The sequence below is a fragment of the Acinetobacter sp. 797_lipA genome (genome assembly GCF_058243025.1).
Genome location: NZ_JBZAYQ010000001.1, coordinates 2,916,900 through 2,942,644 on the forward strand (window position 1 = coordinate 2,916,900; position 25,745 = coordinate 2,942,644).

18 protein-coding genes and 1 pseudogene are annotated in these 25,745 nt (G+C 41.9%); 11 read left to right on the plus strand and 8 right to left on the minus strand.

All coding sequences use genetic code 11. The annotated features are described in order from the left end of the window. Positions 1-199 precede the first annotated feature (199 nt). Positions 200-2,395, minus strand: a complete 2,196-nt coding sequence (locus AC4CU2_RS14475; RefSeq protein ID WP_201702447.1) for a carboxy terminal-processing peptidase — start codon at positions 2,393-2,395, stop codon at positions 200-202. 241 nt (positions 2,396-2,636) lie between these two features. On the opposite strand from AC4CU2_RS14475, the gene nagZ reads away from it, so the two are divergent. Both nagZ and AC4CU2_RS14485 read left to right on the plus strand, forming a co-directional pair. Continuing rightward, positions 2,637-3,653 (plus strand): beta-N-acetylhexosaminidase, encoded by a 1,017-nt coding sequence (nagZ, locus tag AC4CU2_RS14480; RefSeq protein WP_490768999.1) that lies wholly within the window; start codon positions 2,637-2,639, stop codon positions 3,651-3,653. A gap of 158 nt (positions 3,654-3,811) precedes the next feature. Continuing rightward, positions 3,812-4,687 (plus strand): class I SAM-dependent methyltransferase, encoded by an 876-nt coding sequence (locus AC4CU2_RS14485; RefSeq protein WP_490769000.1) that lies wholly within the window; start codon positions 3,812-3,814, stop codon positions 4,685-4,687. A 58-nt stretch (positions 4,688-4,745) separates the two neighbouring features. Here the strand turns inward: AC4CU2_RS14485 and AC4CU2_RS14490 are convergent, their stop codons facing one another. Then, positions 4,746-6,077 (minus strand): alpha/beta fold hydrolase, encoded by a 1,332-nt coding sequence (locus tag AC4CU2_RS14490; protein WP_490769001.1) that lies wholly within the window; start codon positions 6,075-6,077, stop codon positions 4,746-4,748. A gap of 306 nt (positions 6,078-6,383) precedes the next feature. Between AC4CU2_RS14490 and AC4CU2_RS14495 the strand changes: the two genes are divergently transcribed. The 5 genes from AC4CU2_RS14495 to AC4CU2_RS14515 all read left to right on the plus strand — a co-directional run bounded on the left by AC4CU2_RS14495 (position 6,384) and on the right by AC4CU2_RS14515 (position 13,274). After that, positions 6,384-7,649 carry a glutamate-5-semialdehyde dehydrogenase gene (locus AC4CU2_RS14495; RefSeq protein WP_490769240.1) on the plus strand — a complete coding sequence of 422 codons (1,266 nt, stop codon included), beginning with the start codon at positions 6,384-6,386 and terminating at the stop codon, positions 7,647-7,649. A 477-nt stretch (positions 7,650-8,126) separates the two neighbouring features. Continuing rightward, the gene (locus AC4CU2_RS14500; RefSeq protein ID WP_490769002.1) at positions 8,127-9,302 is read left to right on the plus strand and encodes an acetate/propionate family kinase; all 1,176 of its coding nucleotides are present in this window, start codon (positions 8,127-8,129) and stop codon (positions 9,300-9,302) included. 31 nt (positions 9,303-9,333) lie between these two features. Beyond that, positions 9,334-11,475: a phosphate acetyltransferase gene (gene pta, locus AC4CU2_RS14505; protein ID WP_490769003.1), complete on the plus strand. Its 2,142-nt coding sequence runs from the start codon at positions 9,334-9,336 to the stop codon at positions 11,473-11,475. 233 nt (positions 11,476-11,708) lie between these two features. After that, positions 11,709-12,689, plus strand: a complete 981-nt coding sequence (locus AC4CU2_RS14510; protein ID WP_490769004.1) for a PM1805 family lipoprotein — start codon at positions 11,709-11,711, stop codon at positions 12,687-12,689. 174 nt (positions 12,690-12,863) lie between these two features. Beyond that, positions 12,864-13,274, plus strand: coding sequence for an NUDIX hydrolase (locus AC4CU2_RS14515; RefSeq protein WP_428869163.1), 411 nt, complete (start codon positions 12,864-12,866; stop codon positions 13,272-13,274). 110 nt (positions 13,275-13,384) lie between these two features. Here AC4CU2_RS14515 and AC4CU2_RS14520 read toward each other — a convergent pair whose 3' ends face one another. Beyond that, positions 13,385-14,290 (minus strand): DMT family transporter, encoded by a 906-nt coding sequence (locus AC4CU2_RS14520; RefSeq protein ID WP_490769005.1) that lies wholly within the window; start codon positions 14,288-14,290, stop codon positions 13,385-13,387. A gap of 179 nt (positions 14,291-14,469) precedes the next feature. Between AC4CU2_RS14520 and AC4CU2_RS14525 the strand changes: the two genes are divergently transcribed. Then, positions 14,470-15,339: a helix-turn-helix domain-containing protein gene (locus AC4CU2_RS14525; RefSeq protein ID WP_490769242.1), complete on the plus strand. Its 870-nt coding sequence runs from the start codon at positions 14,470-14,472 to the stop codon at positions 15,337-15,339. Positions 15,340-15,361: 22 nt separating this feature from the next. Here AC4CU2_RS14525 and AC4CU2_RS14530 read toward each other — a convergent pair whose 3' ends face one another. After that, positions 15,362-15,640 (minus strand): hypothetical protein, encoded by a 279-nt coding sequence (locus tag AC4CU2_RS14530; protein WP_017397121.1) that lies wholly within the window; start codon positions 15,638-15,640, stop codon positions 15,362-15,364. 722 nt (positions 15,641-16,362) lie between these two features. On the opposite strand from AC4CU2_RS14530, the gene AC4CU2_RS14535 reads away from it, so the two are divergent. Then, positions 16,363-17,889: a fumarate hydratase gene (locus tag AC4CU2_RS14535; protein ID WP_004692421.1), complete on the plus strand. Its 1,527-nt coding sequence runs from the start codon at positions 16,363-16,365 to the stop codon at positions 17,887-17,889. Between the two features lie 103 nt (positions 17,890-17,992). Beyond that, positions 17,993-18,541, plus strand: a complete 549-nt coding sequence (locus AC4CU2_RS14540) for a DUF2059 domain-containing protein (protein WP_490769006.1) — start codon at positions 17,993-17,995, stop codon at positions 18,539-18,541. A 5-nt stretch (positions 18,542-18,546) separates the two neighbouring features. Here AC4CU2_RS14540 and AC4CU2_RS14545 read toward each other — a convergent pair whose 3' ends face one another. From AC4CU2_RS14545 to tig, 4 genes are all read right to left on the minus strand, one after another. After that, a complete protein-coding gene (locus tag AC4CU2_RS14545) occupies positions 18,547-19,263 on the minus strand; it encodes a DUF2846 domain-containing protein (RefSeq protein WP_279669609.1) in 717 nt (238 codons plus the stop codon). A gap of 159 nt (positions 19,264-19,422) precedes the next feature. Beyond that, positions 19,423-20,733, minus strand: coding sequence for an ATP-dependent protease ATP-binding subunit ClpX (gene clpX / locus AC4CU2_RS14550; RefSeq protein WP_078425200.1), 1,311 nt, complete (start codon positions 20,731-20,733; stop codon positions 19,423-19,425). Positions 20,734-20,761: 28 nt separating this feature from the next. Next, positions 20,762-21,367, minus strand: coding sequence for an ATP-dependent Clp endopeptidase proteolytic subunit ClpP (gene clpP, locus AC4CU2_RS14555; protein WP_004692427.1), 606 nt, complete (start codon positions 21,365-21,367; stop codon positions 20,762-20,764). 192 nt (positions 21,368-21,559) lie between these two features. Continuing rightward, entirely contained in the window at positions 21,560-22,891 is a 1,332-nt protein-coding gene (gene tig / locus AC4CU2_RS14560) for a trigger factor (protein ID WP_004979052.1), read from the minus strand. Positions 22,892-23,163: 272 nt separating this feature from the next. Here tig and AC4CU2_RS14565 point away from each other — a divergent pair. Then, positions 23,164-25,440 (plus strand): annotated as a pseudogene (locus AC4CU2_RS14565) (TonB-dependent receptor domain-containing protein). The last annotated feature ends 305 nt before the right edge of the window (positions 25,441-25,745 follow it).

Consider the following 25,745-nt stretch of genomic DNA (forward strand, 5'->3'; position numbering starts at 1 on the left):
ATTACTACCCGATTAAGAATCTTATACAAACAGGTTCAGGTCAAGAAAAAATCACAGAGATATCATTAGAATTTATAGATTTATTTTACCTAGCAGATTGCTTTAGCAGCATGCCAATCCCAAATTTGTGTTTTGAATCAGAATTTAAATAAAAAGCCAGTCGAAACTGGCTTTTTAATACATTGCGTCAGAGATTAAACTATTTTGCAGTACCTTTTTGCAACTTGGCATAATCTAATAAGACATTTGCAGATTCAGTCACAAATGCTTCCTCTTCAGGCAATGCAGGACGTTGATTCGCTTTCATTTTAGCGCGTGCTTCAACCAAAGCTTCCATAGAAGCTTGATAGCTTTCCCAGTTTGCATAAGGCTTTTGTCCTGCAATCTGACGGCGCTTGTTTTCCGAATCTAAAGTCTGTTTTTCCAGTGCCAACAATTCAGCTTTACGTTGATCAATATCTAAAACTACACGTTTTTGATCTTCGGTCTTTTTCGAGATTTCTTTACGCTGTTCAAGATAGTTAAACTGCGGGTCGACTTTAACGCGTGCTTGCGACAGCTCACCTAAACGTTTTACATACGGTGCAATGCTGCCTTCTCGTTTAAACGGTGCTGTTGGGATTGTGTCCCACTCAAGCGCATTTTTCGCTTTACGCTCACCAAACTCTTCATTGTAAATGTCTACCAATTTCACGTCTGGAATCACGCCTTTGTTTTGTGTACTGCCACCCGTCACACGGTAAAACTTACGTTGCGTTAGTGTCGCTTGACCATGCGCCAAGTTATCGAGCTGAACTTGTGCCGTTCCTTTACCTGTAGTGGTACTACCAATCACAATGCCACGTTCATAGTCTTGAATCGCAGCAGAATAAATTTCACTTGCAGACGCAGATGCTAAATTCACCATCACTGCCAGTGGACCTGCATAGGTTTGCGCACCATTGTCATCATCTTCGAAAACGCTCACATTGCCGTTACCATCTCGAATTTGCACCACAGGACCTGACTTAATCACCTGTCCAAGCATGCGAGCCACTTCTTCAAGCGACCCCCCTGGGTTATTACGTAAGTCGATAATAATCCCTGACACATTCTTGGCCGCTAAAGTTTTCAACGCATTGTTGGTATCTTCAGATACAGAACGATATTCTGTGCCCGCACGACGTGCACGATAGTTCAAATAGAAAGACGGAATTTCAATCACACCAAAGGTGTATTGTTGTCCATCACGCGTTACATTCACGGTACGTGAACGTACTCCTGCATCTTCTTCTTGAATGACGTCACGGGTAATGGTCACATTACGCGCTTGGCTCATCGGTGCACCTGAACCGAGTAAGCGTATGGTAACTTTGGTACCACGTTTACCACGGATTAAGCCCACAATTTCATTGCTCGGCCAACCGATAACATCCACCATTTTTTCACCATCTTGCGCCACACCAATGATGCGGTCGCCCGACTTCACCTGTCCAGACTTACTTGCTGGACCACCTTCTACAATGGTTTCGATTTTAGTGTAGTCTTCATTGCCCCGTTCAGGTCGAATCGACACCCCAATCCCTTCAAGTTGCAAAGTCGTCTGACGGTTCAACTCCATTGCATCGACAGGTGGGAAATAGTTACTGTGCGGATCATAGGTAAGCGTCATCGCATTGAGTGTTTTGTCTAACACATCATCACTTTTCACCCGTGAAATACGTTCTAACTGGCGCATATAACGCTTGGTTAATGTCTGTACTGGGGTTAAATCTTCCGAGCTAGTGAGATCTTGTCCATTGGCCAATTCTGGGTTGGCTTTAAGCGCTTTTTGCTTCGCCAACTCTTCTTCTTTACTAATGGTCAAATTAATCAGCTGCGAAACCAACATTTTGTTCCAATGCTGACGCTGCGCCGCTTCATTGGCAAAATACGGTGCCTTTTCACGATCCGTTTCGATATAAACATTGGCTTGTTTTAAGTTCTGCGGCTTTTTCAGCTCATCCAGCATATAGGTATAAAACTGGGTCAAACGATCACGATACTGTGCATGAATCGCATACGGTCCACTTAAGTCACCTGCTTTTAAAGCCGCACCTAAGTTTGAGCCATATTTACGCTTATAACTCTCTACTTCAGAGGCAAGAAACAGCGAATGGTCTGGATCTAAACTGTCCAGATAGAAATCGAGAATACGCGCCGATGTTTTCGCATCTAAACGTTGATTGAGATAATGTTGACGGTCAACCAAGGTCGCCAGTTGACGAGACACCAAAGCCTGCTCCTGCGACGGAACAATAGCTTGTTTGGTTACAGCGGTAGTTTCAGTCGCTGCAATGGCTTCATTAATGGCATGGGTGAAAAAGAATCCACCCGTTGCAATTGCAACCGCACAAGCAATGGTTTGAAGTTTCATAAATAATTCTTAGTTCCTTGGTTTTTGACCAAAATTACAATGTCATTTTTCGACATGAATTGAGAATATTCAAAATCTTAAACAACTTAATCTGTTTATGTCGTGTAGTTTTATCATAATCTGTGCTGACAAAATGTAGCAAATCATTGCAAAATTCGGGTATTGTTTTCGACGACCTGTTTCGCTCACCTTTCAGAGCCAAAACAGTCACTGACCAAAAAATCAAATACGGACACCCAATATGATTGGCGCATTGATGCTCGACATCGCAGGCACAGAACTTACTCAAGAAGATATTGCACTATTACAAGCACCGCAAGTCGGTGGCATGATTTTATTTGGACGAAATATTGAATCTCCTGCACAAGTTCGCGCCCTCACCGACCACATGCGCCGAATTCGTCCTGATATTTTGATTGCTGTCGATCAAGAAGGTGGACGCGTTCAACGCTTAAAACAGGGCTTTAGCCTACTTCCTGCAATGAGTAAGTTTGGCGAGCTATTCTTAAGCGAACCTGAAAAGGCTTTAAGCTTGGCAGAACAATCTGGCTGGTTGATGGCGACAGAAGTGCTTGCCGTCGGCATCGACTTTAGCTTTGCCCCTGTACTCGACCTCAATGACATCAGTGATGTGATTGGTGACCGTGGCTTTGCCAAAAATATTCAAGACATCGTACCGCTGGCCAGTGCATTCCTAAAAGGGATGAAGGCCGCAGGCATGGCATCGACAGGTAAACATTTTCCAGGTCATGGTTCAGTCAAAGCAGACTCGCATGTCGCAGCAGCCATCGACTCACGCACATATGATGAAATTTACGCCAAAGATATGCAGACCTTTATCAAACTGATGCCACAGTTGGATGCACTCATGCCTGCACATGTGATTTATAACCAAGTCGATCCAAACCCAGCAGGTTTTTCGCCGTATTGGATTCAAACCGTTCTACGTCAGCAACTGGGCTTTGATGGGGTCTTATTCTCAGATGATTTAAGCATGCAAGCCGCATGTATTGCAGGCGGTGCAGATGCACGCATTCAAGCCGCACTCCATGCAGGCTGTGACATGGGACTGGTGTGTAATGACCGAGCAGCCGCATGCGTGGCTTTGGAGGGGATTCACCAACTGGCGCTGCCAAACCAAGCTCGCTTAGAACGCATGCGTGGTCAGATTTCAAACGTCAATGTTCAATCGACGCTGCATTTAGGTGAAGATTGGGCCAAAGTACGCGACCAAGTGGAACTATTTAGATTAAGTTAAGCACTTCATCTTTGACCATTTCAACCGCGACATTTCGGACAAAGGGACATCACAAGATGTCCTTTTTTCATTATGATAAACTCAAAATAAATCAACAGGCTTGCTCTGCATTGCCCAAACAACAACGCTAAAATAACAAAATATCAGGTACGGATACCATGACAGATGCTTTATCGGCTCATCGCCACATCTCTTTTACTGCGCACTATACAGGCTATATTTGGTATAGCATGGGCATCTCACATCCTGTATTTGCCACCCGCAAAGGGAAGTTACTGGCCAAACTAGTGCATCCACTCGAAAGCTGGGCTGAGAAATATGTCGGTGGCAGTATGCGCACGACCTTAAAACAGCGTCATCAAATGATTGATGATCACCTCAGCACACTAATCCAGCAGCATCCAAACTTACAAGTTTTAGAAATTGCCAGTGGCCTGTCCCCACGCGGCTGGAGCTTTCGCCAACAGTATCCTGAGATTGACTATCGTGAACTCGACTTACCAGACATGGCACAAATGAAAACTCAGGCCTTAAAACAGATCGATCAGACCAGTCCAACGGTTCTCTCCGCCGACTTATTTAGCGCAGATTTTGCCCGTGCCTTTGAGGTGTTTGACCCAAACCGCCCTTTGGTGGTGGTGAGTGAAGGTCTGATCAACTACTTTAGCAAAAACATGCTCGCTCAACTGTTACAAGGCATTGTCCAATACGGACAGCAGTTTGATCAGTTATATTATCTGACTGACCTCTACCCTGAACCTGTGAAAAATAAGCTGGCTAATTTTATCTGGAGCAGTAGCAAGCTTTTAAAATGGATATCTCGTAGCGCCTTTGGCTTTCACTTTGTCAGTCCGCCTGAAGCGGCTCAGTTTTTCAAACAAGTAGGCTTCCACACTGTTACCGTTCACCAACCCACTTTAGCTTTCAATAGCACTCAGTCTGACACTTCAAACTTAGATCAGCAGGATCACTTAGGCGACTTGGTCTGGTTGATACATAGCCAATGGCAAAAGCCCAATCAACCCGAGCAATAAACTTAGTCCCCATAAAAAAACAGCGATGACACGCTGTTTTTTTATTTTTGACTTTCACTTAACTCACGGCTTCAAGCAACGTCTGTTCTTGTTTCTGACGCCCCACAAAGCGAAGTAATCGCTCCGCGAGTTCAAAACTGCCATGTTTAAATAAGGCACGAATATACGGTCCATCTTCCGCAAAAATTAAACATTCAATCTGAAACTCACCTTCTTCATCGCTCAAGTGTAAAGCTAAATCACGCTGATATTTAGCCGCCACAGCAGCCAACTCTGACTCAAAGCGTAAAAGTACCCCAAAGTAGTTCAAATCCACCACTTCTGTCGCAATCACCAAATCCGAATGTCGATAGCTTAAGAAAGTTTCGGGCTGTTGAATCTGAACTCGCTCTTCACCACGGCGCTCCATTTCCAACATTTGTGCTCGACTAAAGGGGATAATCCCGTCTAAGTGCTGAATGGACTCCTCCTTCAAAAACGTTGCAAACAGGTGCATGGTTTCTTTACGACGTTGTAGTTGTGGCACATGGTCTGCATTGGCAATTTGCGCATATTCCATGTCAGGACATTGCAATGCAAAATTGGCATTTTCATGTGGCAAGGTAAAACTATCATATTGGCCACAGGCCACCAAGACTTTACACTGTGGAATCGGCACATCGGTGAGGCGAAGCAAACGATTACAGTTGATTTCATAACGCTCTTGTTCTGTTGCGGTAAACTCCGCCATCTGCCTGAAGAACAAACGCTTGGCTGTGGGTGACATTTTGGTTTTATCCATTTTGGCATGATTGACCAAATACAAAATCACGGCCTGACCAAATTCATCCATGCGTTGTTCACGCATTAAATGTAACGACTCTTCCAGCAACATCCTCCAACTTTTACGGGTCTTTTGCATCACTCCCATTAAAATCATACGGTCAATCAGCTCTGGTCGTTGATCGGCCAGACAAGACGCCACCACTGAGCCCAGTGACATGCCCATCACTGAAACTTTGTCTAATCCTTCAATGTCTAACCAAACACCGAGCATTTTCGCGAGATCACCCAGTTCTAATGTTCCTGCAGACAAGCCTGTATCGATATTACGAATTTGTTGATTGGCACCCATTGAAGGCAGATCAATCAGGACAATCGGACCAGCATCGAGCAGTTGCTCAACGCAGTATTTGTAGGAATTAAAGTTTTGGAATGCCCCACCGATAATCACGATAGGCGTGCGATGGAATGACTCTGGCCGAGCAATCGCCATATATTCGACTTTCCAGCCCTCAATCCATGTGGTTCGTGCAGGTTCTTTAAAGCTGTTACGATGGTAAACATCAAAAAAACCTAAGCGTAAATTCGCGTCATCTAGCTCGGCATCCATTTGAATCATAGAATTCATGTTCCTTCCCTCTACTCTTGCCTGTACTTTTTGTTTTGCAAGAAATGCACGATCACGCCTGTCAACGACAACAGGGTGTTCAGTGTTGTAATAATTATGCAAGGACTTCATGTCCTAAAATTCATTCTATACAGAGCACTGTTTTACACGCAACAGATTGTGTAACCGCTCATCATGTTTTAGATAAAAAACAATTTCAAAATATGTATAAGTCCGCCTCTACACTGGATTTTTCATGTAGAGACTATGCGGTCGAGTGTTAGGCTGTTACTATCTTCTGTGAAATTTCTAAGTGATCAAACCGCTATGCAAGAGTCGATTGAACAATATATGCAAACGGTAGGACAGCAAGCACGTCAAGCTTCTCGTATTTTGGCGCGTGCCTCTACCGAAACTAAAAACAATGCGTTGTCAGCTATTTATACTGCTTTAGTCAACAGTGAGCCCACTATTTTAGCGGCGAACCAAGCAGATATGAACAAAGCGCACAGCAACAACTTAGACAGTGCTTTACTTGATCGCTTAGAACTGTCTCCCGCACGCTTTAAAGGCATGTTGCAAGGCTTAAAAGATGTAATTAGTCTCAAAGATCCTGTCGGTGAAATCACCGACATGGCCTATCGTCCGTCAGGAATCCAGCTCGGTAAGATGCGCGTTCCTTTAGGCGTGGTTGGCATGATTTACGAGTCTCGCCCAAATGTGACATTAGAAGCCGCATCTTTAGCACTAAAGTCTGGTAATGCCATTATTTTACGTGGTGGTTCGGAAGCGCTCGAATCCAATAAAGCCATTGCTGAAGCCATCCAACGCGGTTTAAAACTGGCGGGTTTACCTGAACATGCGGTTCAAGTCATTAACACCGCAGACCGAGCAGCCGTGGGGCAACTGATTACACTCACTGAATTTGTCGATGTCATTGTTCCACGTGGAGGCAAAGGCCTGATTGAACGTATCAGCAATGAGGCCCGTGTCCCTGTGATTAAACACTTGGATGGGAACTGTCACGTTTATGTTGAAGCACAAGCTGATCTACAAAAAGCCCTACCAATTGCGCTCAATGCAAAAACTCACCGTTATGGCGTGTGTAATGCAATGGAAACTTTGCTAGTCGATGAAAAAGTCGCTGATGAGTTTTTACCGCGTGTCGCTGAGCTCTACACTGAAAAAAAAGTGGAGTTGCACGGCTGTGCTGAAACTCAGCGCATTTTAGGTACAGCAGTCAAAACGGCGACAGAAGAAGATTGGTACACGGAATATCTTGGTCCAATTTTAGCAGTGAAAGTGGTGTCTGGTATGGAAGAAGCGATTGAGCATATCAACAAATATGGCTCACACCATACTGATTCGATCATCACCGAAAACTACTCTCTAGCCCGCGAGTTCTTGGCTGCTGTTGATTCGAGTTCTGTCATGATCAATGCTTCGACCCGTTTTGCCGATGGTTTTGAATATGGCTTAGGTGCAGAAATTGGCATCTCAACGGATAAAATCCATGCTCGTGGCCCAGTCGGCTTAGAAGGCCTGACTTCACAAAAATGGATTGTGTTTGGCGATGGTCAAATTCGCCAATAACTCATCCAGCACATTTTAAATATCTATGTTCAGCTCTTTCCAAAGGGCTGAACATTTTTTATATCTGAACATTCTCTGCTTCTGCGAATCCTTAAAATCTAGAGGAAATCATGCTTTTTTGATGGTCACGTTGATTGCGTATGTGATTATGTGTGGACTTAAAATGACATATCAAAAACAAACAGGAAAGCCACAATATATTCAGCTCTTTTCACCAAATAGCGTGTTATTTTTAAAGGGTTGAAGCTGATGAATAATTCAGCATCATTTCATGAATAAATGAAAATCATGAACCGATAAATTTTAATTATTATTCATGAGACGGTCGATAGTGCTTAAGTCTAATCACCTAAAGTCTATCTTGGACTAAAAATATACACATGATACAACATAAAAAATGATCAAGATTGCATAAGAACGTACTGCATGAAGATCAGTTCTAGGACGGATAATTCAATTAGAATCAGGTATTAAAACGTGTCTACATCAGTATTAGTAATTAACTGCGGATCTTCATCAATCAAATATGCGCTCGTTTCTGAACGTCGTGAAGATCGTATTTTCGGTTTAGCTGAGAACTTAGGTTCTGCTGACGCTCGTATCAAAGGCATTACAGCGGGTGGTCAACCCCTTGAATTGTCTATTCCACATGCCGATCATGAAAAAGCATTGGAAACCATCTTAGAACGCCTTTCACATTATAACCCTCAAGCCATTGGTCACCGCGTGGTACATGGCGGCACATTGACCAAAGCTGAGCTTTTAACAGAAGAAATTGTCGAACGCATTCGTGCAGCAACACCACTTGCTCCATTACACAACCCTGCACACTTGGTTGGGATTGACGCCACGATGCGTTTATTCCCAGAGCTACCACAAGTGGCTGTATTTGATACAGCATTCCACCAAACCATGCCTGCACATGCTTATCGCTATGCTGTGCCAAAATTTTTATACACTGAGCATAATGTCCGTCGCTATGGCTTCCACGGTACGAGCCATGCTTATGTGTCTGAACGCGGTTCAGAACTGGCAGGTAGCTTCAAACAAGGAGGCTGGTTAACCGCACACTTGGGTAATGGTAGCTCTACTTGTGCAATTTGGAATGGGCAGAGTGTCGATACCTCAATGGGCTTAACTCCACTTGAAGGTGTCGTGATGGGCACACGCAGTGGTGATGTCGATCCAAGCTTACATAGTTTCCTTGCCAACAACCTAGGCTGGGACATTTATAAAATTGATAAAATGTTGAATAGCCAATCGGGCTTACTCGGCCTGTCTGATCTATCAAATGACATGCGTACTTTGATTGAAGCCTCTGAACAAGGCAATGAAGATGCGACTTTAGCTATTGAAGTGTTCTGCTACCGCCTCGCAAAATCATTGGCTGCACTGAGCTGTGGTCTACCACGTCTTGATGGCTTGTTCTTCACGGGTGGTATTGGTGAGAACTCGGCATATATTCGTGAAAAAACAGTCGCTTTCCTACCGCACTTTGGTTTTAACTTGAGTAAAGAAGCCAATGACAGTTTAAAACGTGGCACAGAGGGACGCATTGATGGAGGAACTGGTCCACAAATCTGGGTGATTCCAACTGATGAAGAAGGTCGTATCGCCAAAGAGACCCGTCAGGTGCTTGCACAAATAGCTTAAACAATCATATTTAGATAATACCAAGGTCATTATGAATACAATTTTACTGATTCCTACAGGTGAGGGTGTTGGTTTAACCTCTGCCTGTTTAGGCATGATTTACGCACTGGACTGTAAAGGAATTAATGCGGGGTTCCTCAAGCCATTTTCACAAATTGCAGATACGACGGTTGACCGCACTACCACCCTATATCGTCATCTATTCCATCGTCGTTCGGTTGAACCGATTACTTATGAAAGATTGACTCAACTGATTGCATTAGGTGAGACAGATGAACTGCTTGAAGAGGCGGTTGCATTGCATCGCCAGATTGCGGTTGATCATGATGTAATTATTGTCGAGGGTCTTGTACCCAATGGACAAGACCATTTTGCCAGTGAAATCAATGCCGCACTCGCACAAGCACTCGATGCACAGGTGGTTTTGGTCAGTACTGCCGATCTGGCTGATCCACGCAAGACAGCAGAAAAAGTCGATGCCCATCTACGTCAGTTTGGCGGCGCAGCCTCACCCCGCACTACAGGGGTTCTGTTCATGCGAACCAAGGGGCTTCCAGACGGCACGGCTGAAATTCCTGTCACACTTGACCCAAGCCTACGTCTGGACCAGCAAATTGCCGAATTTTCATTAGAGCTGCAACGCTATAACCGCTTTATGGGAACAGATGAATTGCCAATTATCGGTCTGGTTCCATTCAGCAATATCCTGAGTGTGCCACGTAGTTTGGATATTGCAGCAATTGTTGAGGGGACATGGCTGCATCAGGGCGAAGCAAAACAGCGCCGTATTTTACATACCAGCCTGATTGCCTCAAATATTGAATCTGAACTGCACAAGTTTATTGCGGGTGAGCTGATCATCAGTGCCTCACAGCGTACCGACACCCTGCTTGCAGCCAGTCTCGCCAGTAGCAATGGTACACCATTGGCAGGATTGGTTTTAACTGAACAGGCGCCACCCTCAGACAATGTTTTAGAGTTTTGCCAAAGTGCAATTAAGCAAGGTTTGCCAATTCTGCATACTTCACTTGATACACTTGAAACAGCACAACGCTTAAATCGTTTTGGCAATGAAATTCCAATTGATGATATTGAACGCGCTGAGCAGGTTACCCGTTTTGTTTCAAGTCATATTGACAATAACTGGCTGGATCAACATACTCAGAACAACCTACATCCTCGCCTCTCTCCATCAGCTTTCCGTTATGAGCTGGTACAGAAAGCGATTGCAGCGAAAAAACGTATTGTACTCCCAGAGGGTGATGAACCACGTACTGTACAGGCTGCCGTGATTTGCCAGACACGTGGCATTGCCCAATGTATCCTTTTGGCAAAACCAGAGTCTGTTGCCGAGGTTGCCAAGGCACGTGGGATTCAGCTCCCTGCTGATCTACAGATTATTGACCCAGACACTATCCGTGATCAATATATCGAGCCAATGGTTGAGTTACGCAGAGGCAAGCTGGATGCGTTGCAAGCCAAAGCACAATTGCAAGATACTGTTGTACTTGGCACCATGATGTTGGCCTTGGATCAGGTAGATGGTCTGGTTTCGGGAGCGATTCATACCACAGCCAATACTGTACGCCCAGCCTTCCAACTGATTAAAACAGCGCCTGAGTACTCACTGGTCTCTTCCGTGTTCTTTATGCTGTTACCCGATGAAGTCTATGTGTATGGCGACTGTGCGATTAACCCAGACCCAAATGCCGAAGAGCTCGCTGAAATTGCGATTCAATCGGCTGATTCAGCAAAGGCCTTCGGCTTAGACCCACGTATTGCAATGATTTCATACTCTACGGGTACCTCTGGTGCTGGAGCTGAAGTTGAAAAAGTCGCTGAGGCAACACGTATAGCGAAAGAACGCCGTCCTGATCTATTGATTGATGGCCCACTTCAGTACGATGCAGCATCGGTTGAAAGTGTCGGACGCTCAAAAGCACCTGATTCTAAAGTTGCAGGTCGTGCCAATGTGTTTATCTTCCCTGACTTAAACACAGGCAATACGACCTATAAAGCCGTGCAACGCTCTGCCAATGTCGTAAGCGTCGGCCCAATGTTGCAAGGTTTGAACAAACCTGTAAATGACTTGTCTCGTGGTGCTTTGGTGGATGACATCGTGTTTACGATTGCACTCACTGCAATTCAAGCAGAACAGCAAGCAACAGCTTAAAGTAACTTGATGTGATCCAAACCATCCAACTGAGCAGTTGGATGGTTTTTTATTTTATAGCGCTCAACAATATGACCAAAGCTTAACTTCTTTATATTTACGAACATAGCCCAAACACAGATAAAACAGTAAGACTTTACTTTTCAGAAACTTAAGAAATATACTCAAGCGATATAATTAAATCCTAAATCATTGGTCTCATAATGAATAAAAAATGGCTTCCAATTCTAATAATGACAACATTTTCACTGACAGCATGTAATGAATCTAAGCAGCACCAAACACCGTCAGACTCAACCACAGCATATAAAAACTTAAGTACAGCCAATCCAGCTGACATTAAAGCGGATCTTGATGCCCTAGATCAGATTTCGAATAAAAACTCTCAAGCCATTTTGAACACACAAGATGCACTTAACGCGGCTCGTCAAAATAAAGAAGTCGATACCATCCCCGCCCTGCTAGAACAACTGAAAACCCATTCTCTTGTGTTTAATACTGCACTAGATGCCACAAAGTTCAAAAGCAGTGAGGTTGCTGCGCTCAGTGAAAAATTTAAGCAAGTCCATTTACTTGGTGTTGAACTGGCACAAGAAAATACTAAAAGTCCACCACAGATGCAGCGTATAACAGCACTTGAAGCAGAAATCAGCGTCATACAACAAAGCTCTATCAGTGAAATGAGAGCCTTACAACACATGATTTACCCTCAACTGAATTCAGGGGCATTAAACAACACGCGACAACAACCAAAACCAAATACCGAACCCCATGTCGCGGCTCGCACTGCACCGCAGACCACCTCACATCTGAGTCAAGATAATGCTGCAGACATTAAATATGATCTCATCGTTCTTGGAGCTGTATCTCAAACAGCCAAAAAAAAGGCTCAAGATTCTTTTATGGGCATGCAGTATGCGATAGACAGCGGTAATAGGAATGCGCTTATGACGGCTGTTAAACAAACCACTACGCAAATTCATGGCCTGAATCAAAAATACGATGCTGTGACACTCAAAAATGCTGAAGTCACAGCAGCTCGTGAAAGGTTAAAAGAAGAAAATAATCTCCAAATCGAAATGGGTAATATCATCTTATCGGACTCACCAGATCGACAGAGGTTTGCTGAGCTAAATGAGAAATGGAAAAATGCTCAGAAAATGGTTGAAATGGAGATGGAAGCGCTTCGAATTAAAGCTAATACAGCGTCATAACAAGCTCATGCAGCTTTGGTTCAAGCTATTTTAAAAAATTCCCTGATCGCTTTTGGTCTCGCGATTAGCCACGATAATCGGTGCTGATCGTGGCAGTGCTGTATACAATTCAGTTGTGTAAGCTCGATTTTATTCAGGCACTACAACAACCCACTTAATGGATAACATTGAAAAATGACATTAATAGAAAAAGTAGTCCCAGTTATATTTCGGGATATCAATCAAAGAACAGAAATATTAGTGTTTAAACATCCTATTGCAGGTATTCAAATCGTAAAAGGTACAGTTGAGAAGAATGAAGAACTAGAAGAGGCAGCTTTGCGAGAGCTTTATGAAGAATCAGGGATTTCGTCTGCACGCATTCACTCATACTTGGGTTTACATCATCCAGCTGAGCAAGGTCCTAACTGGCATGTATTTATATGCCATAGCACAGAGACTTTAAAAGAGCGCTGGACACATTTATGCAATGATGACGGTGGATTAGAATTTAATTTCTTTTGGCACCCTCTGTTTGAGTCACCAACCGCAGATTGGCATCCACTATTCCAAGAATTACTCGAGTTTATAAAATCAAAATATTAAGTACCGTTTAGGAAACATTATTATTCACTAGAACGAACAGAATATAGATTTAAAAACCCTAATCTAGTGCCTGAGTTTTATAAACTACAGTGCTTTGAGATATTCATCGCTCAACTTCGCTTCAACATTTGACTGAATTTCAACTTGGGCGGCTTGATAAAGAAAATTGCATTACCACATAAAATCAAAATCACCCCAATGATCGCATTCATATGCCATTGATACCCTTCCCAAATGGTCGAAATCACCAAAGCCACCAAAGGAAATAACAAAGTACTATAAGCTGCCTTACCCGCACCAATCCGTCCAACCAAATAGAAGTAGGCGGTAAAGCCAATCACTGAACCAAAAACAGCCAAATACAATAAAGCACTCACCGCACTGAATTCCATAGTAGGGAAAAACTCGTCTTGTTTAAATCCAGCAATCAATGCCATCAAGATTGAACCATATAGCATGCCATAAGCATTGGTGGTAAAAATATCCAGACCTTGTTTTTGATGGCGCGCACTGATCATATTGCCCAGTGAAAAACCATAAGTTCCCAACACACAAAGGCCAATCCCAATCAATGTATGGTTGTTTAGCGTATTCCCCACCAGATCATGCCAAAACAAGGCAAGCATCCCCAACCCACCCAACAGAGCCGCAGGATAAAACCGTGTAGACACCTGTTGTCCAAAAAATAGTTTGGCATTAAGAGTGTTAAAAATAACCGCCATGGAGAAAATAACAGCCTCCAAACCACTGCTAATATATTGAACGGCATAATAAAAGCAGACAAAGTTAAAACCAAAAATACAGCACGCTTGTAGTACGCAAAACAAATGATCTTTTACAGCTAGCTTTTGCAGCTTTCGGCACAACACAATAAAAGCAAACAGCACCAAAGCCGAAATGAAAAAGCGCCAAAACACCGCTACATGGGCAGATATACTACTTTGTTGCTGTAGGCTAATTGCAATCCATGTCGTCCCCCAGATCACCACCACCAAAGCATATAACAGCGCATTCATACTCTTTTACCAAACTCAAAACGACTCACACTATTTTGCTGGGTGAAGACCTCACATTGCTTGCACCATCTTGCGGTCAGTATCACCAACTTGTGGTTTTTTCCTGATCTTTTTTACTAGATGACAAAATCTTAGCGAAGTTCTACACTTAATCTTCCATTCGGCACTGCGTATAGATGATGAAATATCAGATTCTAGATCAATTACAACAACATAAAGCTCAACTCCTCGACTCGGTCGAACTGGGTTCGGGCATGCAGTTGGCCATGTGGCAAAACAATCAAGACCGTGTCAGTGTTTGTAGTAACCACCATACACTCAGTATGTATATTCAAGGTGGATATCAAAGTTATCAAAAGACAGCTCAAGGTTGGCATAATGGCGGTGGGCCAGATCATATGTGCTTGATGCCACAGAATTTTGAGTCGACATGGGATCTGCGTGACTCACTGACTTTTGTGCATCTGTACTATACTGAACAACACTTACAACGCGTCGCCGAACAGGTGTGGGATCGTGAGCCGAGCCAAATTACTTTAAATCCGCAAAGTTTCGTGGCCGACCCACAGATTGCCATGATCTATCGACACTTTTTACTCAATGGGGCTTGGCAAAACCGTGAAAATCACTTGCAGATGAGTACTGCCACCACGCTTCTGCTCAACCATTTGATTAAAAATTATAGCCATACCGAGTGGCAAGCCCCTGAAGTCAAAGGTGGGCTGTCCCCGTATACTTTGAAACAGTTATTAGAGTGGATTGATCAGCATATTCAGCAAAGCTTGACCTTATCAGATTTGGCTGAACAAACTCAGCTCAGTGAATATCATTTTGCCCATATGTTTAAGCAATCCATGCACATGCCACCACACCAATATGTAATGCAACGTCGACTTGAACTGGCACATCAAGCTCTACAGCAAACGACTGCTAATATGACAGACATTTCGGAGCAGTATGGATTTAGCTCCAGCAGCCATTTTAGTCATCGCTTTAAAAAGCACTTTGGCTACTCTCCATCCCAAATGCGGAAAAGTGAGAAAAATTAGATCGGATAAACTCACATTCAGCTTATTTATCTAACATCAAAATAAAGCTCATCATTAAACTCGACATTAAAAAACCGAAAAAAGCACTCATCAAATAAGCTTTCCGACGCTCTTGAGCAGATTGGCTCAGGACTTGATGGCGCATTTCCATATGTTGCTTTTCTTCAAAAATCGTCATCTCGACATCATTCTTAGGCGGAGCTTTTTTCAAAAGCAAAGGCAACATTGCAAGCATCATGCAGTAAAAATTAAATTTAAATATATCTTCGACAATGACATTGCCTGCATGCTTTTGAGCCATTAAATAAAACAGGAAAATAGACCAGAAGAAAAAGCATCCGATAAATAGCAAGGCTGAAGTAGAGGAATAGTATTTCATTGTATTTTTTTAAGATTTGAAACTGGAATCTTAAGGCGTTAAACAATTTTTAGCTAGTTGAAGATTTGAAGATTTGAAGATTTGAAGATTTGAAGATTTGAAGATTTGAAGATTTGAAGATTTGAAGATTTGAAGATTTGAAGATTTGAAGATTTGAAGATTTGAAGATTTGAAGATTTGAAGATTTGAAGATTTGAAGAAAGCTTAAAACAAAAAAAGAAGATAAAGCTTAAGCCTGATCTTCTTTTTGACCGTACATCCAAGTCGCTGCGATATATACACAAAAGCCCGCAGCCATCACTAAACCTGTCAACATGCTCGATGTCCTATTGTTTGATGAATGCATTATGCGAAAGTTTTATGACAACTTTATGACAGTGTTGTCATATTCCAATATTATTATTTTTACATTATATTCAATACCTTAAGTAATAAATCATATTCATAATCCAAATTTAGACATGAAATATTTCATTAAATTTAGATATTTTTGTCATATTTACCACCGTTTATAACCTCATTTTCTCATCAATTTTGTTCAACTATTAAACTTTCGCCCAAAGGCTTCGCAAAACATCCACAACCTCGGCATTTTGTCTTATAATTTAGCCCGCTAGCTATCAGCCCGCTCAAGAGATATTTGTATGACCACTATTATCAAGCAAGATGATTTGATCACATCGGTCAAAGACGCGCTTCAGTTCATTTCTTATTATCACCCACAAGACTTCATCCAAGCGATGAGCCGTGCGTATGATCGTGAAGAGAACAAAGCTGCGAAGGATGCGATCGCACAAATCTTAATTAACTCGCGTATGTGCGCAGAGGGTCACCGCCCAATCTGTCAAGATACAGGTATCGTCAACGTATTCGTTGAAGTGGGCATGGATGTTAAATTTGATTTAACTATGAGCTTAGACGATGCAATCAACGAAGGCGTACGTCAAGGTTACTTAGAAAACTCAAACGTACTGCGTGCTTCTGTATTGGCTGATCCTGCTTTTGGTCGTAAAAACACCAAAGACAACACCCCTGCTGTGATCTATCACAAACTTGTTCCAGGCAACAAAGTCGATATTACCGTTGCGGCAAAAGGTGGCGGTTCAGAAAACAAATCTAAACTGGCTATGTTAAACCCATCAGACTCAATCGTGGATTGGGTACTTAAAACTGTTCCAACTATGGGTGCTGGCTGGTGTCCACCAGGTATGTTGGGTATTGGTATTGGTGGTACTGCTGAAAAAGCCATGATGCTTGCGAAAGAATCGCTCATGGAAGAAATCAACATGGACGAATTACTTCGTCGCGGCCCTGAAAATAAAATCGAAGAACTTCGTATGGAAATCTTCGAAAAAGTAAATGCATTGGGTATTGGCGCGCAAGGCCTAGGTGGCTTAACCACAGTTCTAGACATCAAAATTAAAGATTACCCATGTCACGCTGCGGGCAAACCAGTGGGCATGATTCCAAACTGTGCAGCGACTCGTCACGCGCACTTCCAACTTGATGGTACAGGTGTTGCACACATTCAAGCACCTAAACTTGAAGACTATCCATCAGTCACTTGGGATTCATCAACCTCTAAGCGCGTTGACCTCGACACCATTACCCAAGAAGAAATGAACGCTTGGCAACCAGGCGACACCTTACTTCTGAATGGTACAATTTATACAGGTCGTGATGCTGCACACAAACGCATGGTAGACATGCTAAACAATGGTGAAGAGCTTCCTGTCGACTTAAAAGGTAAATTCATTTACTACGTGGGCCCTGTGGATCCAGTCGGTGATGAAGTGGTTGGTCCTGCTGGTCCAACAACAGCAACACGTATGGACAAGTTCACACGTCAAGTACTTGAAGCAACAGGTATGTTCGGCATGATCGGTAAAGCGGACCGTGGCCCTGCAGCTGTTGAAGCAATTAAAGACAACAAAGCGACTTACTTGATGGCAGTGGGCGGCGCAGCTTACCTTGTGTCTAAAGCAATTCGTGAAGCTGAAGTGGTTGCTTTTGCTGACTTAGGTATGGAAGCGATTTACAAATTTGTAGTGAAAGACATGCCTGTATCGGTAGCAGTTGATGTGAATGGTACGTCTATTCACGCAACAGCACCAAAAATTTGGCAAGCCAAAATTGGTAAAATTCCAGTAGTCGATGCTGCAGCGGGCTAAAACTTAAGTTTTACTTTTTTGGATACCCTTAACATGCTAAGGTCATGTTAAGGGTATTTTTTTACCTACTTTTATAGACTTAATCAAAAGATATAGACCAACAATGAAAAAATTAAATCACATCCTTTGCGGTATTACCTTATGTGTCCTTAGTACAGCGTCTTTTGCAAAGCCAGCGACCGAAGCATCGGTAGAAAAGGCGCTCAAACTGGGTGATATTAAAGGCACTTTAGCGCAGTCTCAGCAAGAAATGCGCCCCGTCTATGACCAGCAAGCCGAAGAAATTATTAAGAATATTTTTAAAACCTCAACACTCAATACTGAACAACAAAAAGCAGCCAAGCAAATCGCTGAAATCACGGCATCATTTAGCAGTAAATTGATTTCAGATCCAAAATTTATGCAAATGCTTAAAAATGTCTATATGCAGACCTTTACCGAAGAGGAAGTGTTGGCCAACATTCAGTTCCTCGAAACCCCTCTAGGCCAGTCTATCAATAAAAAAAGCAGCAAAATGATGAGTGAAATCATGCGTAATAGCATCGCCATGTCTGCTGAAATGATGCAAGATCCGGCTATTCAGCAAGAAATGAATCGTCAAATTGAAAAGACCCTGACACCATTATTTGAACAAGCCAAAAAAGCACAATAGCTCACTTACCAGGTTAAAGGATTCCACAGCTTAAAGGGCTTCATCAGCTGAACCTCTTCACTTGGATCATATTTTGCGGGTTTAAGTTTTTGCGCTTTCTTTCGTAGCTCACCCGTGTGTTGATCTTCCGCTACAAAGTTGTAGCTGTTGGACTTTAACTGGGTAAATGCAATTTCTTGAATCGCAATTTTTTCAGGGATAACTGCCAAAGGCCCCGAAACATCACGGCGTGTGGATAAATTCTCTTCATCATACTTGATAAAATAAGACTGCCCCGCTTCTACGCTAAAATCGATATATTTCGGCTTTTGAAAATGGTTAATGCCCAAAGGCCGACTACTCGATAAACGATAAGTCCCTGCGGGCAATTCGACCCAATAATAATGATTGTTCAGCAGGCTTGGAATGCGTTCTTTATTGATAAATAAACTCGACGCCACAATTTCTTGTCGGTTCCATTTTGAGTCTGGACGATACAGATAAACCATCGCCGCTTGTTCATGCTGGGGTTGGACACGCTGAAAACGCTGTCCTAATTTTTGATTGACCCACCCACCTACGCTAAACACCCCAATACGGTACTGCTCGATCATGCCTGGGTCATGTTCAAAATCGACCTCATGGCTGAGCGTTGATGTTAATTCAGGTTGTTCAACTGTCGCTTTTCCATGACAACCCAATAAAATTAAACTGCTTAAAAGCGTAATCGTCATTGCACGCATGACTATTCCTCACGGCATATTTTTTATTTTGATACTGAATTTTTAGTTTTAATCTAGGCATCCCAGCCTATTGATGCAGAGTAGCATTCCCTCTTTTTTTTGAATATAAAAAAACGTGTGAAAACACTCGATTTTCACACGTTTCGGATGAATAACAACTTAAGCGGACTTTGAATTAATCACTTTTAAATCAACTTTAGCTGTATCTTTCTGTTCGATTCTTGGTAAACGCTCTGGCTTAAATAATGGTGCAGCCGTACCGTTAATCACGTCTTCATTCACCACAACCGTACCAACATCGGTACGACTTGGTAAATCATACATGGTTTCAAGCAGCGTATTTTCCAAAATAGAACGTAAGCCACGTGCACCCGTATTGCGGTCTAAGGCTTTTTTCGCCACAGCGCGTAGTGCTGAGTCTTCAAAAACCAGATCAACATTTTCCATATCAAACAAATGTTGATATTGACGGGTCAATGCATTTTTCGGTTCAGTCAGAATTTGCATCAAAGCTTCTTCATCTAACTCTTCCAAAGTCGCAATTACAGGTAAACGACCAATAAACTCTGGAATCAGACCAAATTTCACCAAATCTGTCGCTTCAACTTGACGGAACAAATCAGACAATTTCTTGCCTTCATCTTTCTTCTTCACTTCAGCCGTGAAGCCGATTCCACCTTTTTCTTGGCGCTGCTGTACGATTTTCTCAAGACCTGAGAATGCCCCACCACAGATGAACAAGATATTTGAAGTATCAATTTGAATGAATTCTTGCTGCGGATGCTTACGACCACCTTGAGGTGGAATAGAGGCAACCGTACCTTCGATCATTTTCAGTAACGCTTGTTGTACACCTTCACCCGACACATCACGCGTGATCGATGGGTTTTCAGACTTACGGGTAATCTTGTCGATTTCGTCGATATAGATAATACCTTTTTGCGCTTTTTCTACATCGTAGTCTGCTTTTTGTAGAAGCTTTTGTACAATGTTTTCAACATCTTCACCGACATAACCGGCTTCGGTAAGTGTCGTTGCATCAGCCATAGCAAAAGGAACATCGAGAAGACGTGCCATAGTTTGCGCAAGCAAGGTTTTACCCGAACCTGTTGGTCCTACTAATAAAATATTACTTTTCGCAATTTCAACAGCATCGTCGTGTTTATGCCCACCATGTGTCGCTTTAAGACGTTTATAGTGGTTATAGACAGCAACTGACAAGGTTTTCTTTGCCACATCTTGACCAATGACATATTGATCTAGTGCCGCACGAATCTCGTGAGGTTTAGGCAAGGGTTTTGCAGCCCAGTCACCCGACTCAACTTGTTGACTGGTTTGCACCAAGTCTAAGCATACGTCCACACATTCATTACAGATGTACGCGTCCTCGCCTGCAATCAGTTTCCCAACTTCAGACTGCGTTTTACCGCAAAATGAACAATGCTTTTGTCCTTGAGGATGTTCGGACATATTCACTCCAATTCTAAACTTTTAAAACTTATGGACGTTTAGATAACACTTCGTCCACGAGACCATACTCTTTTGCAGCTTGCGCTGTCATAAAGTTATCACGGTCAGTATCACGTGCCACAGTTTCATAGTCTTGACCACTGTGCTCTGCCATTAAACGGTTTAAACGTTCTTTAATGAACAGAATTTCACGTGCATGAATTTCAATATCAGATGCCTGACCACGGAAACCGCCTAACGGTTGGTGGATCATGACACGTGCATTTTCAAGGCAATAACGTTTACCCTTCGCACCTGCATTCAACAAGAAAGCACCCATTGATGCTGCTTGACCCATACAGTAGGTCACAACATCTGGTTTAATAAATTGCATGGTATCGTAAATCGCCATACCAGCAGTCACTGAACCACCTGGTGAGTTAATGTAAAGATGAATATCTTTATCTGGATTTTCCGCTTCTAAAAACAACATTTGCGCGACAATCAAATTCGCCATGTTATCTTCAACTTCACCAGTCATAAAAATGACGCGTTCACGCAAAAGACGTGAATAAATGTCAAATGAACGTTCACCGCGAGATGACTGTTCTACAACCATTGGAACTAAGGCATTATCGATAGTTGGAATATACATACGTTTACTTATTCCTAAATTTTTTGTTACTCAACTCATAGTCACAATATGAGGGATAATTGCTGAAAATGCAAAATATTCCCAAGTAAATAACAGATATTTTTTGCATAAGCTTTGTGAACGCAAGGCCTTTTACAAACCTAAATCACAATAAAAAAGGCGCTCAAAGCGCCTTTTTTACTTTAGCTAAACTTAGCCTTGTTGACGAGCTTGTTGCTCTTTCAATAAGTCTTCGTAGCTTACAGCAGTATCCGTTACTTTAGCAGACGCTAAGATGTGATCAACCACTTGGTCTTCTAACACAACAGCTTCGATTTGCGAACGTTGTTGCTTGTCATTTTTGAAGTATTCGATCACTTCAGCTGGATCTTCATAAGAAGAAGCCATGTCTTCGATGTAAGCATCAACACGTGCTTGATCTACTTCAATTTTAGCATCAGCTAAAACTTTGCTTACCAATACGCCTAATTTTACAGATTTTTCAGCTTGTTCTTTGAACAACTCATCTGGAAGCATGCTTGAGTCAAATGCTTTCGCACCTTGAGCACCAAATTGCTGAGTGAACTGTTGGATCATTTGTTGACGTTGACGGTCAACTTCTTGAGCAACCATAGACGCAGGAAGTTCAACTTCGTTTGCAGCTACAAGTGCATCAAAAGCTGCACCTTTCACTTGATTACGCAAACCATTTTTCACTTCACGTTCCATGTTTTTACGAACGTCAGCTTTTAACTTCTCAATGCCTTCTTCTTCAGTTAAACCAAAGATTTTAAGGAATTCAGCATCAACTTCTGGAAGTTTTTGTTTTTCAACAAGCTTCACAGTGATTTTGAATTGAGCTGATTTACCAGCAAGGTTTTCAGCTTGGTAATCTTCAGGGAAAGTTACATCGATAACTTTCTCTTCGCCTTTCTTCATACCAACGATGCCGTCTTCGAAGCCAGGGATCATACGACCTGAACCTAAAACAAGTTTAAAGTCTTCTGCAGAACCGCCTTCAAACTTCTCACCGTCTACTGAACCTTCAAAGTCGAAAGTTACTTGCATGTCTTTTTTAGCCATGCCTTTCGTTTCAGCCCAAGAAGCACGTTGCTTCTGAAGGTTTTCGATCATTTGATCAACATCTTTGTCGTTTACTTCAGATGCTTTACGTTCAACTTCTAAACCATCAAATTTCACGTTAACTTCTGGATAAACTTCAACAGTCGCTTCGTATACAAGCGCGTCGTCTTTTAATTCAGATTTTTCAATGTTTGGCATGCCAACAGCATTGATTTTTTCTTGTTGGATCGCTTCAAATACTGTGTCACGAATAATGTCGCTTACGACTTCTTGGTAGATACCCGCGCCATATTCACGACGAACAACATTTACTGGCACTTTACCTGGACGGAAGCCGTTGATCTTCACAGTTTTAGCAGTGCGTTTTAAGCGAGCTTCGAACTGCTCGTTAACACGGCTCGTCGGTACAGATACATTTAAACGACGGGTAACACCCGAAACCGCTTCAGAAGTTACTTGCATGGCTTCCTCAATCTTTTGGTAAGAACAATTTTAAAAAGTGCCACATTATATGACAACATTGAACGATATACAAAACACCCGATTGAAACCACATATTTTTTCTTCATTTATCGTTTTTTATTTTGAATATTTTTAAATCGCTACTGATTAAGCGCAAAGTATTATATTTTTTATGGCTTTTTGTTGAAAATGATAAATATTACCATTAATATTTGCGTCAACTTTGATCGTTTTTTTCAATTTTTTTCTCGTCCATCATTGAAACTCTAGTTATGAGTAAGTTTAATCTACACCCTCTTTCATTGGCATTGCTTGGGGCAATCACCACTCCTGTTTTCGCAGAAACAACAACTGAAGATTCATCTACCCATCAGCTGTCCACCATTGTGGTTTCAGCTGCGGGTTTTGAACAAGATATTAAAAATGCACCAGCGTCTATTACTGTATTAAATCAAGAAGATCTCAAATCCAAACGCGTGAACTCATTAGCAGATGCTTTACGTGGTGTAGAAGGTGTAGATGTTAGTCCTACTGCAGGTAAGACAGGAACACTCAATATTCGTATGCGTGGTATGCCACCTGAATACACTTTAATTTTAATCGATGGTAAGCGCCAAAATAGTGTAGGAAACATTACACCGAATGGTTTTAGCGAATCTAATAATAATTTTATTCCACCAATTTCAGCTATTGAGCGAATTGAAGTCATTCGCGGCTCAATGTCAACTTTATATGGTTCAGACGCTATGGGCGGCGTTATCAATATCATTACTAAAAAAGTGTCTAATGAGTGGACTGGCTCTGTAAACTTAAACGGCACGGTCCTACCAAATAGCTCAGAGTTTGGTAACCAATACGCTGCCGAAATATTTACATCAGGTCCACTGGTAAAAGATTTGGTTGGTTTACAAATCCGCGCACGGAAAGCTGAACGCCAACAATCATATATTAAAGTCCCAGCTGCAAATAGCGAGATCAATACGTTAGCTCAAGGAAATAGTCCGACAAAATCAGATATTGAAACATTTGGTGGCCGCTTAACTTTTACACCACATCCTGATCATAGTTTTGCACTTGACGTTGAAAACACTCAACAATGGTTTGATAACAGTCGTGGACAACTTGGTACATACCTAGACAATAATGGTAAGCCACTAGCGCCCAATAGCACTCAAGGCTATGGACCTAGTCAAGAATATGAACGCACCAAAGCCTATATCTCTCATGAATGGCAAACAAATTTTGGTCGTTTAGAAAGCAGTATTTCTCATGTAGAAACAGAAACTGTTGGACGGCTTTTACCCTCGGGCATGTTAACGACACCAGAAAACCAAAAAATCGTTAATCGTGAATTAAAAAGTGAGGATATCTATTTTGATACTAAGTTCACCACGCAAAACATTGAAAATCACAACATTACCATTGGTGGTCAATGGTGGGATGCCAGCCAAAAAGATGGTATTCGTCGTGCCAACCCTGAACTAACTTTTGAGCAATATGGCCTATTTATTGAAGACACGTGGTCTATTTTACCAAACTTAAATTTAACCTTAGGTGGCCGTTTCGATGATCACAGTGCTTTTGGTGATTTCTTTACCCCACGCGCATATTTAGTTTGGAATATGAATGATCAGTGGACTGCTAAAGGCGGTTATGCTGAAGGATATAAAGTTCCTCGCTTAGAACAACTTACCCAAGGTTTATCCAACATTGCTGGTCAAGGACGCACATCAGTTTTAGGTAATATTAATTTGCAGCCTGAAACGAGTGAAAGTACAGAGTTAGGCATTTATTTTGATAACCAACAAGGCTTTAATGCGAACCTAACATTATTCCAAAATAAGACCAAAGATAAAATTACAACATCGGGTGCAAACTACGCACTTACTTTTATTCGACAAAGTGATGTAGATACACTGACCAAAAATGGTACCTATGTACCTGGTGTCAGCTATGATGGTCGTCCGATCAAGTTTGACTGTACAGGTAATGAAGCAGCCTGTGATGCTAAGTTAAAAGAATGGGGCGTAGACTGGACAACTGCAAAAAATCGTAGCTTAACACTTGCACGCCCTTATAACGCAGAAGAAGCTGAGTCACATGGTATTGAAGTTGGTGCCTCATACCAAATTAATAACCAATGGCAAGTTTCTGGCAATTATACATGGACAGAAGGTGAACTAACTGATGCGACAGGTCGTACCATTGATGATGCAGATAATGCTGAACACATGGCTAACCTCTTAGTTAATTACCAACCTGCTGATAATGCATCACTTTGGGTACGTGGTGAATATCGTAGTAGTCAAATCCGAGAAGATGGTAACGTTAAAAACACTTTAGGTGACTATAAAGGCTATACACAATGACATCTTGGAACCAACTATATAGTGAATGACAATATCGAAGTTGGTGTCGCACTTTATAATATTTTTGATGTCAATTTTGTTGATTATCAATATGTTTCCACTGAAGATGCTTATTATAACCGCTATACAAACACCCAAGAAGGACGACGCGTTCAGCTAAGTACGGCCTTTAAGTTCTAAGCTACATGCAAAACCCTGCTTCGGCAGGGTTTTCTTCATACATAGCTAATATAGATCCAGCATAATTTATACATATTCACTTGAGAAACACCTTCAAACTTAGCTTAAAAATAATGGATTCTAAATTCCAATAACATTATAAAAATATAATCTAATTTTCCAATTCAAATAAGAATCAAAAACTTACATTAATTTCATTACATTATTACATTTATTTTTTCTACACAAATACATCTAAGCATCGACAATTCCAATGTAATAGTTATGCTACAAAAAATAAGAATCATTATTATTCGCATACTAAT